Here is a 15,812-nt window from a genome sequence, read left to right on the forward strand (position 1 = left end):
ATCCCCACCCCACCAGGAGTCACGACATGAAGAGCTTGATGCAGACCTTGACGCGCACCGCGCTGGCAGCCGCGATGGGCGCCGGCCTCGCGATGACGGCATTCGCGGCCGATCTCAAGGTCGGCCTGAGCGTTTCGCTTTCCGGCCCCAACTCGTCGCTCGGCGTGCCGTATGCCAAGGGCATGCAGGCGGCGCTCGCGTACAAGCCGGAAGTCAACGGCCGCAAGATCCAGCTCATCGTGCTCGACGACGGCTCGGACCCGACGACCGCCGGCCGCAACGCGCGCAAGCTGGTGGAAGAAGACAAGGTCGACGTGTTGATGGGCACCTCGGGCGTGCCCGCTGCGATCGCGATGGCGCAGGTCGGCCGCGATGCCAAGGTGCCGATGATCGGCCTCACGCCGATCCAGCTCGACCCGGCGGAAAATGCATGGGTCTTCACCGTCGCGCAGCCCACGCAGCTCATGATCGACGCGGTCGTCCAGCGCATGAAGAAGGACGGCGTGAAGACGGTCGGCTACATCGGCTTCTCCGATGCGTGGGGCGATCTCGTCTACAACGCACTGATGAAGTCCGCGCCCGAGGCCGGCATCAAGGTGCTGGGCAACGAGCGCTATGCGCGCGCCGATGCGTCGGTGACCGGCCAGATCCTCAAGCTGCTCGCGATGAAGCCCGATGCGGTGATGACCGGCGGCGCCGGCACGCCGGGCGCGCTGCCCTTCCTGGCGCTCAACGAGCGCGGCTTCAAGGGACCGGTGTACGGCCAGCACGGCCTGATCAACCCCGACTTCGTGCGCGTGGTCGGTGCGGCAGGGCAGGGCGCGCTGATGCCGACCGGCCCGGTGATCGTCGCCGAGCAGCTCCCGGCCGAGTACCCGACCAAGAAGATCGCGATGGACTTCCGCGCCATCTTCCAGAAGGTCAACAACGCGCCGACCAGCGACGCCTTCTCGGCCTATTCGTTCGACGGCTGGCTGGTGTTCACCGATGCCGCCGCGCGCGCCAAGGGCGAGCCGGGCACGCCGGAGTTCCGCCAGTCGCTGCGCGATGCAATCGCGAGCACGAAGGAAGTTGTTGGCACGCACGGCGTCTACAACTTCAAGCCCGGCAACCTGTACGGCGTCGACGAGCGCGCTCGCGTGATCGTGAAGCTCGACAACGGCCAATGGAAATTGGCCCCCTGACCGTGTGATCGCGCGCTCGATACGAAGACACCACTGAGAGGACTTTTCAATGACATGGGACGTGGCGCTCATCCTGGGCATCGACGGGCTCGCCAATGGCGCGGTCTATCTGCTCGCCGGGCTGGGGCTGGTACTGATCTTTTCCGTCACGCGGGTGGTGTTCGTGCCGTTCGGCGATATCGCTGCCTTCGCGGCGCTGACGCTGGCGGCCTTCGAAACCAACCGCCTTCCGCCGACCATCGGCCTGGTCGCTGTGCTGGCCGCCATTGCAACGCTGACTGAAATCGGCAGCCTCATCCGAAAGGGCGAAGCGGCCGCGATTCCGAAGGCGGTCCTTGCCTGGGGTGTCCTTCCGCTGGTGCCTTGCGCGCTGGCCTGGGCCGCATCGCGCGCCGGTGCGCCTGCTGCGGTGCAAATCGCCGTGACGGTGCTGCTCGTGGTCCCGATCGGGCCGCTCTTGGCGCGCATCGTGTTCCAGCCGATCGCGGATGCCTCGGTGCTGGTGCTGCTGATCGTGTCGCTTGCGCTGCACTTCCTGCTGTCGGGCCTCGGCCTGCTGTTCTTCGGGCCGGAAGGCTCGCGCACCCAGCCGCTGGCAAGCGGCACCATCCCTCTTGGCGAAGGGTTCACGGTGAGTGGGCAGATCGTGCTGATGGTGGCCTCGGCCATCGTGCTGAGCGGCCTGTTCTTCCTGGTGTTCGAACGCACCGTGGCCGGCAAGGCATTGCGCGCGACCGCGGTCAATCGCGTTGGTGCGCGGCTGGTCGGCATCCGGCCGGCGCGCACCGCGTTGCTGGCCTATGGCAGCGCTTCGCTGCTGGCCGGGCTCATCGGCGTGCTGATCGCGCCGGTGACCACGATGTATTACGACTCGGGCTTCATCATCGGCCTGAAGGCCTTCGTGGCCGCGATCATCGGCGGCCTCGTGAGCTACCCGATGACGGCGGTCGGCGCGCTCGCGGTGGGCGTGGTCGAGAGCTTCGCGTCGTTCTGGAGCGGCGCGTTGAAGGACGTGATCGTGTTCAGCTTGCTGATCCCGGTGCTGATGCTGAGGTCGTTCCTCAGCGTGCACTCCGAAGAGGAAGAAGACGAGGTGGAGCAATGAGCCGCACGGCCGCCCCGAAGGCGAATCCCGAAGCGCTGCTGCGCGAGGGTGTTTCAATGAACCGGACCATTGGAAGACAGGACGAGGCGGCGCTGGCGCTGGGCGCGAAGGCGGCCGTGTCGCGCGCCGCCGTGGCCAAGGGCGGCGGGCTGGCCTCGCGCAGGCTCTGGATCGGCGTGCTGGTCGTCGCACTCGCGCTCGCGCCGATGGTGGCGGGCAACTTCACCGTCTCGCTGCTCAACGACATCGGCATCGGTGCGCTGGTCGCGCTGGGGCTGGTGCTGCTGACCGGCATCGGCGGCGCGACCTCCTTCGGGCAGGCGGCCTTCGTCGGCATCGCGGCCTATGCCTCGGCCTGGCTCACCACGACGCAGGGCATGTCGCCGTGGATCGGACTGGTGTTCGCGCTGGCGCTCACCGGCCTTTCCGCGCTCGCGATCGGCCTGCTCACGCTGCGGCTGGGCGGGCACTTCCTGCCGCTCTCGACCATCGCGTGGGGGTTGTCGATCGCCATGCTGTTCGGCAATGTCGATGCGCTGGGCCGTCACACGGGCCTGTCGAACATTCCGCCGCTGTCGATCGCCGGGGCCTCGCTGGCCGATCCGCGGGCGATCTACTACCTGATCTGGGTGATCGTCGGGCTGGCCTTCCTGTTCAGCAGCAACCTGCTGCAGTCGCGGCCCGGCCGTGCGATCCGCAGCCTGCGCGGCGGCTCGATCCTGCTGGCGAGCGTCGGCGAAGACGCGTACCGCGTGCGTCTTTCGCTGTTCGTCACCGCGGCGCTCTACGCCGGCCTCGCGGGTTGGCTGTATGCGCACATGAACCGCTTCGTGAGCCCGTCGCCCTTCGATGTGCGCGCGAGTATCGAGTACCTGCTGATGGCGGTTGCCGGCGGCCTCGGGCAACTTGCTGGCGCACTGGTGGGTGCGGCCCTCGTGCTGGTGATGAAGAACGCGCTGCAGGACGTGCTGCCGCTGCTCACGCAGCGCGCCGGGCAGCTCGAGGCAGTGGCTTTCGCGACGCTTTTCATCCTGCTGCTGCACTTTGCGCGCGGCGGCCTGATGGGCTTCGTGCGGCGCTTCACGCGCGGTCGCTTCGCTGCGCCGACGCGCGAGGCATCAGGCCCGGTCGAGCCGCTGCCGCATCGGACCCTGCCTGAACGCGGCACGCCGATCCTGTCGGTGAACGGTGTGGTCAAGCGCTTCGGTGGCCTGGTCGCGGTCAACGAGGTGAGCTTCGACGTCAATGCCGGCGAGATCCTCGGCCTGATCGGTCCGAACGGCGCGGGCAAGTCGACCATGTTCAACCTGCTGACCTGCACGCTGCCCATGACGGCCGGGCAGGTGCGCTTCCTGGGCCACGACATCGCGGGCATGCCGCAGCGCAAGGTGGCGCGGCTGGGCCTCGCGCGCACCTTCCAGCATGTGAAGCTGCGGCCGCACATGACGCTGCTCGACAACGTCGCGCTCGGCGCGCATTCGCGGACCGGCTCGGGCTTGCTCAAGGCGGGCCTGCGGCTGGATCGCGTGGAGGAACAGCAGATCCTGCAAGAGGCACAGCGCCAACTCGACCGCATCGGCCTCGGCGATCGTGCGCACGAGCTTGCGGGCAGTCTGCCGCTGGGCACCCAGCGCATCCTGGAAATCGCCCGAGCGCTCGCGGCCGACCCGGTGCTGCTGGTGCTCGACGAACCGGCGGCGGGCCTCCGACGCAAGGAAAAGATGGCGCTCGGCGACCTGCTGCGCAAGCTGCGCGAGGAGGGCGTGACCATCCTCATCGTCGAGCACGACATGGACTTCGTGATGAAACTCGTGGATCGGTTGGTGGTGATGAACTTCGGCTCCAAGCTGGTGGAAGGCGTGCCGGCCGCGGTGCGCGCCGACGAGCGCGTGCAGGCTGCGTACCTCGGGAGCGTCGTATGAGCGCCGCACGGCCGCCCGAAGGCGCGGGCCCCCTGGAAGGGGGTGGAGAAGTACACGAAGTGACAAGCCTGGGGGTGAATCAATGACCGCAATGCTGGAAATTGGCGACCTGCATGTGTCCTACGGTCAGGTCGATGCAGTGCGCGGCGTGTCGCTCAAGCTGGACAAGGGGCAGATCATTTCCGTGATCGGCCCGAACGGCGCGGGCAAGACCACGCTGCTGGCTGCCGCGATGGGCCTGCTGCCGTGCAAGGGCGTGCTGCGCTTCGAAGGCGAGGATCTTCACGGTCTCGACGTCGAAGCGCGCGTGGAACGCGGCCTGTGCCTCGTGCCCGAGAAGCGCGAGCTCTTCGGTGAACTGAGCGTGCTGGACAACCTCCAGCTGGGCGCCTTCTCGAAGCGCCTGAAGAGCGATGCGCTGAAGCGCCGCCTGCAGTTCGTCTACGACCGCTTCCCGCGCCTGGCCGAGCGCCGCACGCAGCGCGCCGACACCCTCTCGGGCGGCGAGCGCCAGATGCTCGCGGTCGGCCGCGCGCTGATGTCCGAGCCGCGCCTGCTGATGCTCGACGAGCCCAGCCTGGGCCTGGCCCCGCTGATCGTGCGCGACATCCTCACCATCGTGCGCAAGCTGCGCGACGACGGCGTCTCGATCCTGCTGGTCGAGCAGAACGCGCGCGCGGCGCTCGAAAGCTCCGACCACGGCTACGTGCTCGAAACCGGCGAGATCGCGCTGTCCGGGCCATCGGCGCAACTGGAGAGCGACCCCCGCGTGCAGGCCACCTACCTGGGTGGAGGCACCCACGATGACGATTGAAGCCCGCGCGATTGCGCCCCCGCAGCGCACGCTGCCGGCGCTGCTGCAGCGGCAGACCGCGCTGTTTGCGGGCCGCCGGCTGTTGAAGATCGCCGGGCGCGAGTGGTCGCATGAAGACGCGGCCGCCGCCGCCGCCACGCGTGCCGGCGCATTGACGCGAGCCGGCGTTGCGCGCGGCGATCGCATCGCGCTGATGTGCGGCAATCGCGTGGAGTTTCTCGAGGTCTTCCTCGGCGCAGGGTGGATGGGCGCTGTGACGGTGCCGATCAACACCGCTTCGATGGGGCCGCAGATCGAATACTTCCTCGCCAACAGCGAAGCGAAGTTGCTGGTGATCGAAGCCGAATTCCTCGAACGCCTGAGCACCTCCGACCTCGCGCGGACCAAGCTGCGTGAAATCTGGGTGATCGGCGGTGCGCAGGCGGGATGGCAGGCGCCGTCTTCAGTGCGCGTGTCGCAATACCCCGAAGCTTCCGAAGCGGCTCCCGCGGCCCAGGTGCAACCCGGCGAGCCGATCGCCATCCTCTACACCTCCGGCACCACCGGCCCCGCGAAGGGCGTGGTGTGCCCGCATGCGCAGTACTTCTGGTGGGGCGTGAACAGCGCCGAAGTGCTCGGCGTCGGCGCCGAGGACGTGCTGTGCACCACGCTGCCGCTCTTTCACATCAACGCGCTCAACACCTTCGCGCAGGCGGCGGTGACGGGCTGCGAAGTGGTCTTCGAATCGCGCTTTTCCGCCTCGGGCTTCTGGCCTGCGATGCGCGCGAGCGGCGCCACCGTCGTCTACCTGCTCGGCGCGATGGTGCCGATCCTGCTCGCGCAGCCCGAAGGCGACGGCGAGCGCGACCACCGCGTGCGCATCGGCCTCGGCCCTGGCGTGCCGGCGGCAGCGGGCAAGGCCTTCTTCGGGCGCACGGGTGTGCGGCTGCTGGAAGGCTACGGTTCCACCGAAACCAACTTCGTGATCGCGACCGCACCCGATTCGCCGCGCGGCGGCGTGATGGGCTGGGCGCGCCAGGGCTTCCAGGCCCGGGTGGCCGATGCGGACGACGTCGAAGTCGCGCCTGGCGAAGCCGGCGAACTGCTGCTGCGCGCCGATGAGCCCTATGCCTTCGCGAGCGGCTACTTCAACATGCCCGGGAAGACCGTCGAGGCCTGGCGCAACCTGTGGTTCCACACTGGCGACCGCGTGATCCGCGAGGCCGATGGCGCTTTCCGGTTCGTCGATCGCATCAAGGACGCGATCCGGCGGCGCGGCGAGAACATCTCGTCGTTCGAAGTCGAGCAGGTGCTGCTGAGCCATCCCTCGGTCGCGTCATGCGCCGTCTACCCGGTGCGCTCCGAACTCGCGGAAGACGAAGTGATGGCGGCGCTGGTCGCGCGCGAGGGCAGCCGCATCGACTTCGCCGAGCTCGCGAGCTTCTGCGAGGCGCGCCTGCCGTACTTCGCGGTACCGCGCTATATCGACCTGATGGATGACCTGCCGCGCACCGAGAACGGCAAGGTGCAGAAATACAAGCTGCGCGAGCGCGGCGTCAACGAATCCACCTGGGACCGGCGGCCCGCCGGGCGCGGCAGGTAAGGCGATGTTCTCTTTGTCCGGTCGGGCTGCTTTCGTGACGGGTGCGGGCCGCGGGCTGGGTGAAGGCATTGCGCGCGGACTGGCCGAGGCGGGCGCGCGCGTCGTCCTGGCTGACATCGATGGCGAGTCAGCGCAGGCGGCCGCCGACGCGATGCAGGCCGAAGGCCGGGAATGCATCGCGATGCCGCTCGACGTGCGCGACGAAGCCGCATTCGCACGGTGCTTCGAAGCTGCCGTGCAGCGCTTCGGCGCGATCGACGTCATGGTCAACAACGCCGCGCTCACGCCCTCGACCTCGCTGTGGGACATCAGCGGCGACGAATGGGACCACGTGATGGCGGTCAACCTGCGCGGCAGCTTCTTCGGCTGCCGCATCGCCGGTCGCCACATGCGCGCGCGCAAATCGGGGCGGATCGTCAATCTCTCTTCGATGGCCGGCCAGCAGGCGAGCGCGGCCACCGGCGCGCACTACGCGGCCTCGAAAGCGGCGTTGCTGGCGCTCACCCGCTCGTTTGCGCAGGAGCTCGCGTCGCACGGCGTCACGGTCAACGCGATCGCGCCCGCAGCCATCCGCAGCCCGGTGCTCGACGCGATGGACGAATCGCGCCAGCGTGCGGTGCAGGCCACCATTCCGCTTGGCCGCTTCGGGGAGGCGCGCGAAGTGGCGGCTGCGGTGGTCTACCTCGCATCGGAGGCGGGTGCCTTCACCACCGGCACGACGCTCGACCTCAATGGCGGGCGCTTCATGCGCTGAAGCGCCATCACCCGCGCCGAAGCCCCACGCAGTAGAATTGATTTAGTTGTCAATCTTTTAGGTATGCCATGAACACTGCCCTCAAAGGTCGCCACGCCGTCGTTACCGGAGCCGCGCGAGGCATCGGTGCGGAGATCGCCCGGACGCTCGCAGCCGAAGGCGCGCGCGTCAGCCTGATCGGACGCGACCGCGCCGCGCTGGAGAAGGTGCAGAAGGAGCTGGCGGGCAGCGGCCACGCGGTCGCCGCTGCCGACGTGAGCGACGAAGCCTCGGTGCGCGCCGCCTTCGATGCGCTTCGGGCGGCTTCGGGGCCGGTCGCCATCCTCGTCAACAACGCGGGCCAGGCCGAGAGCGCACCTTTCCTCAAGACCTCGGTCGATCTCTGGCAGCGCATGCTCGCGGTCAACCTCACCGGCAGCTTTCTGTGCGCGCAGGCGGCGCTGCCGGACATGCTCGACGCCGGCTGGGGCCGCATCGTCAACATTGCGAGCACCGCGGGGCAGAAGGGCTACGCCTACGTCTCGGCCTACACGGCGGCCAAGCACGGCGTGATCGGCCTCACGCGCTCGCTGGCGCTCGAGGTGGCGCGCAAGGGCATCACGGTCAACGCGGTGTGCCCGGGCTATACGGAAACCGACATCCTGCGCAACAGCGTCGCCAACGTGGTCGGCAAGACCGGCCGCAGCGAAGCCGATGCGCTGGCGGAGTTCGCCGCGGTCAATCCGCAGCGCCGCATCGTGCAGCCGGCCGAGGTGGCCGACGCGGTGCGCTGGCTGTGCGGAGAAGGGGCCGCCTCGATGAATGGACAATCGATCTCCGTTTCAGGGGGAGAAGTCACACCATGATCGACAGTACCAACGACCCATCGCACGCCGCGCTCAGCGACGCGGAGGAACTCGGCCACGAGGCCCGCGCGCGCCACGACGACCACGCGGTGCTCAAGCTCTGGCTGCGCATGCTCGCGAGCACCACGCAGATCGAGGCCGAGATCCGCAAGCGCCTGCGCGAGCGCTTCGACATCACGCTCGCGCGCTTCGACTACATGGCGCAGCTCTACCGTTACCGCGAGGGCCTGAAGATGCGCGTGCTCTCGCGCTATCTGATGGTGACCGGCGGCAACGTCACCGGCTTGACGGACGAGCTGGAGCGCGAAGGCTTCGTCTCGCGCACGCCGAGCCCGGACGATCGCCGCGCGTGGATCGTGAGCCTCACCGCCAAGGGACGCCGCAGCTTCGAGGCGATGGCGAAGGAGCATGAGCAGTGGATCCTGGAGATGTTCTCCGGCCTCGACACGAAGACGGTGCGGCAGCTCTACGCGCAACTGGGCCAGCTGCGGGTGCATGTGATGCGCAACGAGCCGTCCGCCGAGGAGAACGCGTGACCGGAGCAGTCGGCGGCGAGTTCCGCCGCGAACGGCTGATCCGTTTTTCCGATTGCGATCCGGCGGGCATCGTTTTCTACCCGCAGTACTTCGTGATGTTCAACGGCCTCGTCGAAGACTGGGTCAGCGACGGCCTCGGCATCGGCTACCGCAATCTGATCGTCGAGCAGCGCATCGGGCTGCCCACGGTGCGGCTCGAAGCCGACTTCCGCGCGGTGAGCCGCATGGGCGACCACGTGATCCTCGGGCTGACGGTGGAGCAACTCGGCACCCGCTCGATCACGCTTGGCCTGCATTGCTTCGACGCCGAAGGCGAAACCCGCATGCGGATGCGGCAGGTGCTGGTCACCACCTCGCTCGAAACCCACCGGGCGATCGAGATCCCTGCGCACCTGCGCGCGGCCATCGAGCGCGGGGCCGCTTAGGCGCTCGTGGCGGCTTCGGGTTTCGGCGCCACCGCCTCGAACCCGACCGGTTCCAGCTCCGCGCTCCGCTGCACCACCACCGGCTCGCGCCGCGTCTTGTTGAACAGCAGCCGCGTCACGTCCGGCCTCGAATAGTGCCCCGCCGGATCGCCCGCCGCTTTGGCGAGCGAGATCATCCCGAGATCGATGTCCGCCACCACCAGACCTTCCTGGTCTTCCGGCAGGTTGGTGCCCAGTGGCGAGCCGTCCGGCCCGTAGATGCGCGCGAAGCCGCCGCCCACCAGCAGCATCTGCTGCTTGCCCGCATCGGTGCACAGCATCTCGTGCATCGCCTTCGACACCGTGGCGCAGGGCGCGACCACGAAGCACTGGCCCTCGGCCGCATACACCTGGCTCGCGGCGTTGTTGACCTCCGCGCCAAGCGCGTACGCGCCGCCTCGGTAGAGCGAGAAGCTTGGCCACGCGGCGCAGTGGATCTGTTCGTTCTGCGAGTACATCGCGTACTTGCTGAGCGGCTGAAGATGCTCCCAGCACGACAGCGATCCGATGTTGCCGATCGGCGTCTCGATCACGGCGAGGTCCGATCCGTCGCCTTCGCCGAACACGGTGCGTTCCACATGCGTGGGCTTGAGCTTGCGCCTCGTCTGCAGCACCTTGCCCTGGTCGTCGATCAGCGCCTGTGCGATGTAGAGGCTGCCCGCCGCCTTCTCGCTGAAGCCGAGCGAGACCCACATGCCATGCTTGCGCGCCGCGTCGCGGATGCGGTCGAACTCGGGCGAGCCGATCACCAGCGAGTTGTCGTGGTAGCGCTGCACGTACTGCATGCCCCAGGCCGGCGAATCGAGCCAGATCCACCACGGATAGCCCGGCGCCCAGGTTTCCGGGAAGGCGATGAGTTGCACCTTGTCACGCGCGGCCTGCGCGATCAGGTCGATGGTCTTGTCGATCGTGCCGTCGAGGTCGAGGAATACGGGCGCGGCCTGCACGGCGGCGACGCGAAGGCGGGGATGGGTCTTGCTGGACATGGCGAACTCCGAGTGGGTTGAAGACGGGGGCTCCGGGTTAGCGCTGTGGCATGCGCGTTGCTTGAAGCGTAAGTTCGCGGCCTGCGCCGGCCTTGCTCCGGACGCGCAGCGTTCTTGATCCAGCGTTGCAAAGGATTCCTGATGAACCGGCTGCTCAGCACCGACGTCGTTCCCCATGACCAGCGGCTCGCCTACTGGACGGACATGATCTGCAATGTCTATGTACAGCTCGGCTGCGATCCGGTCGCCAACGCGGGTGCGCGGGGGAATTTCGAAGGCAGCATCCGCCAGCACACGCTGCCGAGCCTCGACGTCTCGGTGGTCACGTCGGGGCCGCAGAAGGTCATGCGCACGCCGGGGCATATCGCGCGCTCGTCGGACGACTACTTTCTTGTCAGCATCCAGGCGCGCGGCCAGGGGGTCGTGCGGCAGGACGGGCGTGATGCGGTGCTCTCGGTGGGCGACTTTGCGCTCTACGACAGCACGCGGCCGTACCAGCTTCTCTTCGACGACGCCTTCGAGCAGATCGTGCTCAAGCTGCCCGGCGAGCGCCTGCGCAGCGAACTGCGCGACACCGAGGCGCTGACGGCCACCACCGTGTCCGGGCGCGAAGGCGCGGGCCACCTGATGCTCAGCATGATCCGCACGCTGCGCGAGGACATCGACACGCTGCAGCCGGCTTCGGCGCTCGCGGTCGCCAACGGGGTGCTCAACATCCTGGTCGCCGGCCTGCAGACGCTGCCGGCCGCGCGTTCGCCCTCATTGAGCCACCTCACCGCCTTTCATCTGGCGCGCATCAAGCGCTGCATCGATGTGCGCATGGACGATCCTGCGCTGTCGGTCAGCATGCTGGCGGCGGAGCTCGGCATGTCCGCGAGCCAGATCCACCGCGTGTTCAAGAGCGAGCCGCTGACGCTGTCGCAGTACATCTGGGAGCGCCGTCTCGAAGCCTGCAGCCGCGACCTGCTCGATCCTCGAGAGGCGGGGCGCACCGTGGGAGAGATCGCCTACGGACGCGGCTTCAGCGACCCGGCGCATTTCAGCCGCGCCTTCAGGGAACGCTTCGGATGTTCGCCGCGCGACTGGCGGCTGGGGCGGCGCCACTGACGGCGTGAAAAGCGTCTCCGTGCGGCCTGGGTGAAGCAGAATGTTCCCCGTGCCCACACCACGGAGCGAGGAATGGCGCGTCACAACGGGATCTCGGTCATCGGCCCCATCACGGCGTCGGTCGAGGAGCTGATGCATGCGTTCACCGCCAAGAGGCCCGGCGTCGAAGAGCGCATGGCGGCCGGCAAGGCACTGCGCGAACGCATTCCGCGCACGAGTCATGCGGATTTCGAGCGTCCGCGCGGTGTCGATCCGGTGGCCATCCTGCGCCGGCAGGCGAAGACGCGCATTCCCGAGCTGATCCCGGTGCGCCATGCGCGCATGATGCAGTCGCCCTTCGCCTTCCTGCGCGGGTCGGCGGCGGTGATGGCGGCCGACCTTGCGCGCAGCCGCACCACCGGCCTCGAAGTGCAGGCGTGCGGCGACATGCACGTCGCGAATTTCGGCGTCTTCGCATCGGCGGAGCGCCAGCTCGTCTTCGCGATCAACGACTTCGACGAGACGCAGCACGGCCCCTGGGAATGGGACGTGAAGCGCCTGGCGGCCAGCGCCTACGTGGCCGCACAGCACCTCGGCGGCAGCATTGCCGACAGCGAGGCCGCGGCCCATCAGGCCGCATCGACCTACCGCGAGCGCATGCGGCGCTATGCCGGCAAGGCCACGCTCGAGGTCTGGTACGACACCATCGACAGCCATCGCCTGATCGAATCCCTGCCCCCCGCGTACCACGATGCCGCGTCCGCCGTGCTGGAAAAGGCACGCAGGCGCACGCACCTGCAGGTCCTCGACAAGCTGACTGACCTTGTGGACGAACGGCACCGCATCGTCGAGCAGCATCCTTTCATCGTGCGTTCCACGCACACGTCGATGGGTCGCCCGGTGCAGGAGGCACTCGGGCACGCCCTTGCCGCATACCTCGAATCGCTCGCGCCCGATCGCCGGCTGCTGCTCTCGCGCTACCGCGTCATCGACGTGGCGCAGAAGGTGGTCGGCGTAGGCAGCGTGGGCACGCGCTGCTGGGTGGTGCTGCTGCAGGGCCGCGACGAGGACGACCCGCTGTTCCTCCAGATGAAGGAGGCCCAGCCCTCGGTGCTGGCCGCGCATCTGCCCGCGCGCAGCGATGTACCAGCCAACCAGGGTCAGCGCGTGGTGATGGGGCAGCGGTTGATCCAGGGATCGCCCGACATCTTCCTCGGCTGGGGACACATCGACGGCGTGGACTTCTACATCCGCCAGTTGCGCGACATGAAGGGCGGCATCGACCTGGAGCCCGGCATGACGACGCCGGCGGGCTTCGTCGAATACTGCGGCCTTTGCGGCTGGGCGCTCGCGCTCGCGCATGCGAAGTCGGGCGATGCGGCCTTGATCGGCGGCTACCTCGGCAAGTCGGATGTGTTCGACGACGCCATGGTGCGCTTCGCCGCGGCCTACGCCGGGCAGACGCAGCACGACTACAACGCCTTCGCGTCCGCCGCGCGCGAAGGCGTCATCGAAGTCGCCGCGCTGGAGCGGCTCGCAGCGCAGGGACAGCCTCAGGCGGCCGGGTAGTCCAGAGAGGGATACCAGTCCTTCGCGCGCCCGGCAGGGGTGTGGTCGAGGATGTTCCAGATCGGCATCAGGTCCGGCGCGCCGCGCGGGTCCTGGCCCGGGTCGGCGGTCTCCATGTTCATCTCGTCGCCCCAGAAGTGGCGGATCACGCCGCCTTCCCGGCGGAAGACGTTGAAGGCCGGAACGTCTTCGTTCGCATCGGGGTCTTCGAAGGCATAGAGCCGGTTGAAGTCATTGCCCTGCGACGAATACAGCGGCAGGTACCGCCAGGCGCGTTCCTTCGCGAACGCGGTCATCTTCGCGACTGGCGACCGTGCGATCACCGCGAAGGCCACGCGCTGCAGGATGTCCGGCATCTCGCCATCGAAGGCGCCGAGCAGCGAAGTGCACATCGGGCACGGCCGCTCGCGCTGCGGGCCGAACATCCAGTTGTAGGTGACGAGGGTGTCGTGGCGCCCGAACAGCGCCGACAGGCGTGCCGGCCCGTGCGCACCCTCGAACACGTAGTCCTCGGGCACCGCGCCACCCGGCGGCAGCTTGCGCCGCTGCTCGGCCACGCGTTCGATATGGCGGCGCAGTTCGATCTCTTCGGCCAGCAGCGCGGTGCGGGCTTCACGGTAGGCGCTGCTTTCGCCGGGAAAGTGGCGGTTGCTGCGGCGCGCGAGTTCCATCGCGCCCAGGCGTTCGGTCGAGGCGGGCATCGGCATCTCCGAGGACACCCGGCGCGGACACGTCGCCGGGCGGATTCAGATGATCGCCCGCTCCCTCAGGGCCTGCAATTGCCTTTCGTCGATGCCCAGCTCATCGTGAAGCACGCGCGCGCTGTGCTCACCGAGCATCGGCGACGCGCGATGTTCGACCGGCGTGCCCGAGAAGCGCAGCGGGCTGCGCAGGCTCGGCACTTCCACGCCGCGGCTGTGCGGCAGGCGCAGCGCGATCTCGCGATGGCGCGTCTGCGGGTCCTCGAACACCCCGGCCATGTCGTTGATCGGGCCGCAGGGCACGCTCACCACCTCGAAGGCCGCCAGCAGCTCGGCGCGGTGGCGCTTCAGTAGAACCGGCGCGAGCACCGCGCGCAGCGCCGCGCGATTGGCGACGCGCTGCGCGTTGGTGTTGAAGCGCTCGTCCCTCACCCATTCCGGATGGCCCAGCACGCCGCACATCGCCCGGAACTGCCCGTTGTTGCCCACCGCGAGGATGAGCTGGCCATCCGCGCAGGTCAGCACTTCCGACGGCGAAGCGATCGGATTGGTGTTGCCCACGCGCGCGGGCACTTGGCCCGTCATGAGGTAGCCGAGCGCAAGGTGGCCGTTGAGCGCCACCGAGGCATCGAGCATCGCCGCGTCCACATGCTGGCCTTCTCCGGTGGCCTGGCGGTGGTAGAGCGCGCTGACCACGCCGATCGCGGCATAGAGGCCGGTCACCACGTCGGTGATCGGGATCGCGGTGCGCATCGCGCCCGCGCCGGGTGCATCGTCCGGTTGGCCGCAGGTGCTCATCACGCCGGCCAGGCCTTGCAGGATGAAGTCGTAGGCAGGGCGCGCGGCATACGGTCCGCCCTGGCCGAAGCCGGTCACCGAGCAGTAGACGATGTCCGGCCGACGCTCGCGGATGCTGGCTTCGTCCAGCCCGTACTTCGCGAGCGACCCGACCTTGTAGTTCTCGACCACGACGTCGCAACGCGCCGCGAGGTCCTGCGCGAGCCGCGCGCCCTCGGGGGTGGCAATGTCCAGTGTCACCGAATGCTTGCCGCGGTTGTAGGCCAGGTAGAGCGCCGAATCGTTGCTGTCCGCGCCAGTCCGGGCATCCGGCAGGAACGGCCCCATGCGCCGCGTGTCGTCGCCTTCGCCGGGCTTTTCGATCTTGTAGACCGTCGCGCCCATGTCGGCCAGGATCTGCGTGCACAGCGGGCCGGCAATGACCCGCGTCAGGTCGAGAATCTTGATGCCTTCGAGGATGGAAGCCATGTGACGTTCACTCCAGCCGGATGTCGGCCTTCTTCACCACCTCGGCCCAGCGCTTCGCCTCGCTCTGGATGAAGGCGTCGAACTGCTCGGGCGTGCCGCCCACCGGATCGATGCCGTATTCGATCAGCTTTTCGCGCACCTCGGGCGTGTCCAGCACCTTCTGTGTTTCGGCGGAGAGCCGGGCCACGATCTCCTTCGGTGTCTTCGCCGGCGCGAGCAGGCCGATCCAGCTGCCGCCGGTCATGCCCGGGTAGCCGGCTTCCGCCATCGTCGGCACATCGGGCGCGGCAGGCCAGCGCTTGGCACTGGTCATCGCGAGCGCGTGCAGCTTGCCGGCCTTCACGTGCGGCATCATCGTCTGCACCGAGTCGAAGATGATCGCGACCTGGCCCGCGAACAGATCCGGCAGCGCGGGCGCGATGCCCTTGTAGGGCACATGCGTCATCGGCACGCCGACCGTCTGCGAGAAGAGTTCCGCCACCAGGTGCGCGCCCGAGCCCGCGCCGCTCGACGCGAAGGTCGCCGACTGGGGATTCGCCTTCGCCCAGGCCACGAACTCCTTGAGGTTCTTCGGCGGCAGCTGCGCGCTGGAGACCATCAGCAGCGGGATGGCGCCGAACTCGCTCACGCCGCGCAGGTCCTGCAGCGGCGAATAGGTCATCTTCGGATAGAGGCTCGGGTTGATCGCGTGGGCTGCCACGACCACCAGCAGCGTGTAGCCGTCGGGCGTCGATCGCGCGACGGCCGACGAGCCGATCTGGCCGTTCGCGCCGCCCTGGTTGTCCACGATGATCGTGCCTTTCAGCCGCTCGGCGAGCTTCTGCATCACCAGCCGGGTCACCGTGTCGGACACGCCGCCCGGCGTGTAGGGCACCACCACGCGGATGGGCCTGGTGGGGTAGGTGTCCTGCGCGAAGGCGGGCGCCGTGCCGGCCAGCGCCAGGGTGGTTGCCGCGATCGCGGAAAGAATCTTGCGGCGATACGTCGATGTCATGTTT

General features: G+C 68.3%; 15 protein-coding genes. 11 read left to right on the forward strand and 4 right to left on the reverse strand.

Annotated elements, in window-relative coordinates; all coding sequences use genetic code 11:
* Nucleotides 1-26 precede the first annotated feature (26 nt).
* The 9 genes from BLW05_RS05665 (at nucleotide 27) to BLW05_RS05705 (ending at nucleotide 9,167) form a co-directional block, all read left to right on the forward strand.
* Complete coding sequence (locus BLW05_RS05665; protein ID WP_093160909.1) at nucleotides 27-1,184, forward strand: ABC transporter substrate-binding protein; 1,158 nt, start codon at nucleotides 27-29, stop codon at nucleotides 1,182-1,184.
* 49 nt (nucleotides 1,185-1,233) lie between these two features.
* Nucleotides 1,234-2,289 (forward strand): branched-chain amino acid ABC transporter permease, encoded by a 1,056-nt coding sequence (locus BLW05_RS05670; RefSeq protein ID WP_093160911.1) that lies wholly within the window; start codon nucleotides 1,234-1,236, stop codon nucleotides 2,287-2,289.
* Nucleotides 2,290-2,495: 206 nt separating this feature from the next.
* Nucleotides 2,496-4,211: a branched-chain amino acid ABC transporter ATP-binding protein/permease gene (locus tag BLW05_RS05675; protein ID WP_256330139.1), complete on the forward strand. Its 1,716-nt coding sequence runs from the start codon at nucleotides 2,496-2,498 to the stop codon at nucleotides 4,209-4,211.
* 82 nt (nucleotides 4,212-4,293) lie between these two features.
* Complete coding sequence (locus BLW05_RS05680) at nucleotides 4,294-5,025, forward strand: ABC transporter ATP-binding protein (RefSeq protein ID WP_093160914.1); 732 nt, start codon at nucleotides 4,294-4,296, stop codon at nucleotides 5,023-5,025.
* A complete protein-coding gene (locus BLW05_RS05685) occupies nucleotides 5,015-6,607 on the forward strand; it encodes an ATP-dependent acyl-CoA ligase (RefSeq protein ID WP_093160916.1) in 1,593 nt (530 codons plus the stop codon). The genes BLW05_RS05680 and BLW05_RS05685 overlap by 11 nt, the downstream gene beginning before the upstream one ends.
* A 4-nt stretch (nucleotides 6,608-6,611) precedes the next feature.
* Nucleotides 6,612-7,361: an SDR family NAD(P)-dependent oxidoreductase gene (locus tag BLW05_RS05690; protein WP_093160919.1), complete on the forward strand. Its 750-nt coding sequence runs from the start codon at nucleotides 6,612-6,614 to the stop codon at nucleotides 7,359-7,361.
* Nucleotides 7,362-7,429: 68 nt separating this feature from the next.
* Nucleotides 7,430-8,206 carry an SDR family NAD(P)-dependent oxidoreductase gene (locus tag BLW05_RS05695; protein WP_093160922.1) on the forward strand — a complete coding sequence of 259 codons (777 nt, stop codon included), beginning with the start codon at nucleotides 7,430-7,432 and terminating at the stop codon, nucleotides 8,204-8,206.
* Entirely contained in the window at nucleotides 8,203-8,742 is a 540-nt protein-coding gene (locus BLW05_RS05700) for a MarR family winged helix-turn-helix transcriptional regulator (RefSeq protein ID WP_093160925.1), read from the forward strand. Before BLW05_RS05695 ends, BLW05_RS05700 begins: the two co-directional genes overlap by 4 nt.
* Nucleotides 8,739-9,167 carry an acyl-CoA thioesterase gene (locus tag BLW05_RS05705; protein WP_093160928.1) on the forward strand — a complete coding sequence of 143 codons (429 nt, stop codon included), beginning with the start codon at nucleotides 8,739-8,741 and terminating at the stop codon, nucleotides 9,165-9,167. The genes BLW05_RS05700 and BLW05_RS05705 overlap by 4 nt, the downstream gene beginning before the upstream one ends.
* On the opposite strand, the gene BLW05_RS05710 is transcribed toward BLW05_RS05705, so the two are convergent.
* On the reverse strand, nucleotides 9,164-10,192 hold the full coding sequence (locus BLW05_RS05710; RefSeq protein WP_093160931.1) for a carbon-nitrogen hydrolase family protein: 1,029 nt from the start codon (nucleotides 10,190-10,192) through the stop codon (nucleotides 9,164-9,166). The genes BLW05_RS05705 and BLW05_RS05710 overlap by 4 nt on opposite strands.
* Nucleotides 10,193-10,333: 141 nt before the next feature.
* On the opposite strand from BLW05_RS05710, the gene BLW05_RS05715 reads away from it, so the two are divergent.
* Entirely contained in the window at nucleotides 10,334-11,299 is a 966-nt protein-coding gene (locus BLW05_RS05715; protein ID WP_093160934.1) for an AraC-like ligand-binding domain-containing protein, read from the forward strand.
* Between the two features lie 72 nt (nucleotides 11,300-11,371).
* Nucleotides 11,372-12,847, forward strand: a complete 1,476-nt coding sequence (locus BLW05_RS05720; protein WP_218135147.1) for a DUF2252 domain-containing protein — start codon at nucleotides 11,372-11,374, stop codon at nucleotides 12,845-12,847.
* On the opposite strand, the gene BLW05_RS05725 is transcribed toward BLW05_RS05720, so the two are convergent.
* From BLW05_RS05725 to BLW05_RS05735, 3 genes are read right to left on the reverse strand one after another with little or no spacing between them, the layout of a single operon-like run.
* Nucleotides 12,832-13,548: a DUF899 family protein gene (locus BLW05_RS05725; RefSeq protein WP_256330057.1), complete on the reverse strand. Its 717-nt coding sequence runs from the start codon at nucleotides 13,546-13,548 to the stop codon at nucleotides 12,832-12,834. The two genes, BLW05_RS05720 and BLW05_RS05725, sit on opposite strands and share 16 nt — an antisense overlap.
* Nucleotides 13,549-13,593: 45 nt before the next feature.
* A complete protein-coding gene (locus tag BLW05_RS05730) occupies nucleotides 13,594-14,814 on the reverse strand; it encodes a CaiB/BaiF CoA transferase family protein (RefSeq protein ID WP_093160940.1) in 1,221 nt (406 codons plus the stop codon).
* A 7-nt stretch (nucleotides 14,815-14,821) separates the two neighbouring features.
* A complete protein-coding gene (locus tag BLW05_RS05735) occupies nucleotides 14,822-15,808 on the reverse strand; it encodes a tripartite tricarboxylate transporter substrate binding protein (protein ID WP_093160942.1) in 987 nt (328 codons plus the stop codon).
* Nucleotides 15,809-15,812 lie beyond the last annotated feature (4 nt).

The sequence above is a fragment of the Variovorax sp. YR216 genome, from assembly GCF_900107745.1.
GTDB lineage: Bacteria > Pseudomonadota > Gammaproteobacteria > Burkholderiales > Burkholderiaceae_C > Variovorax.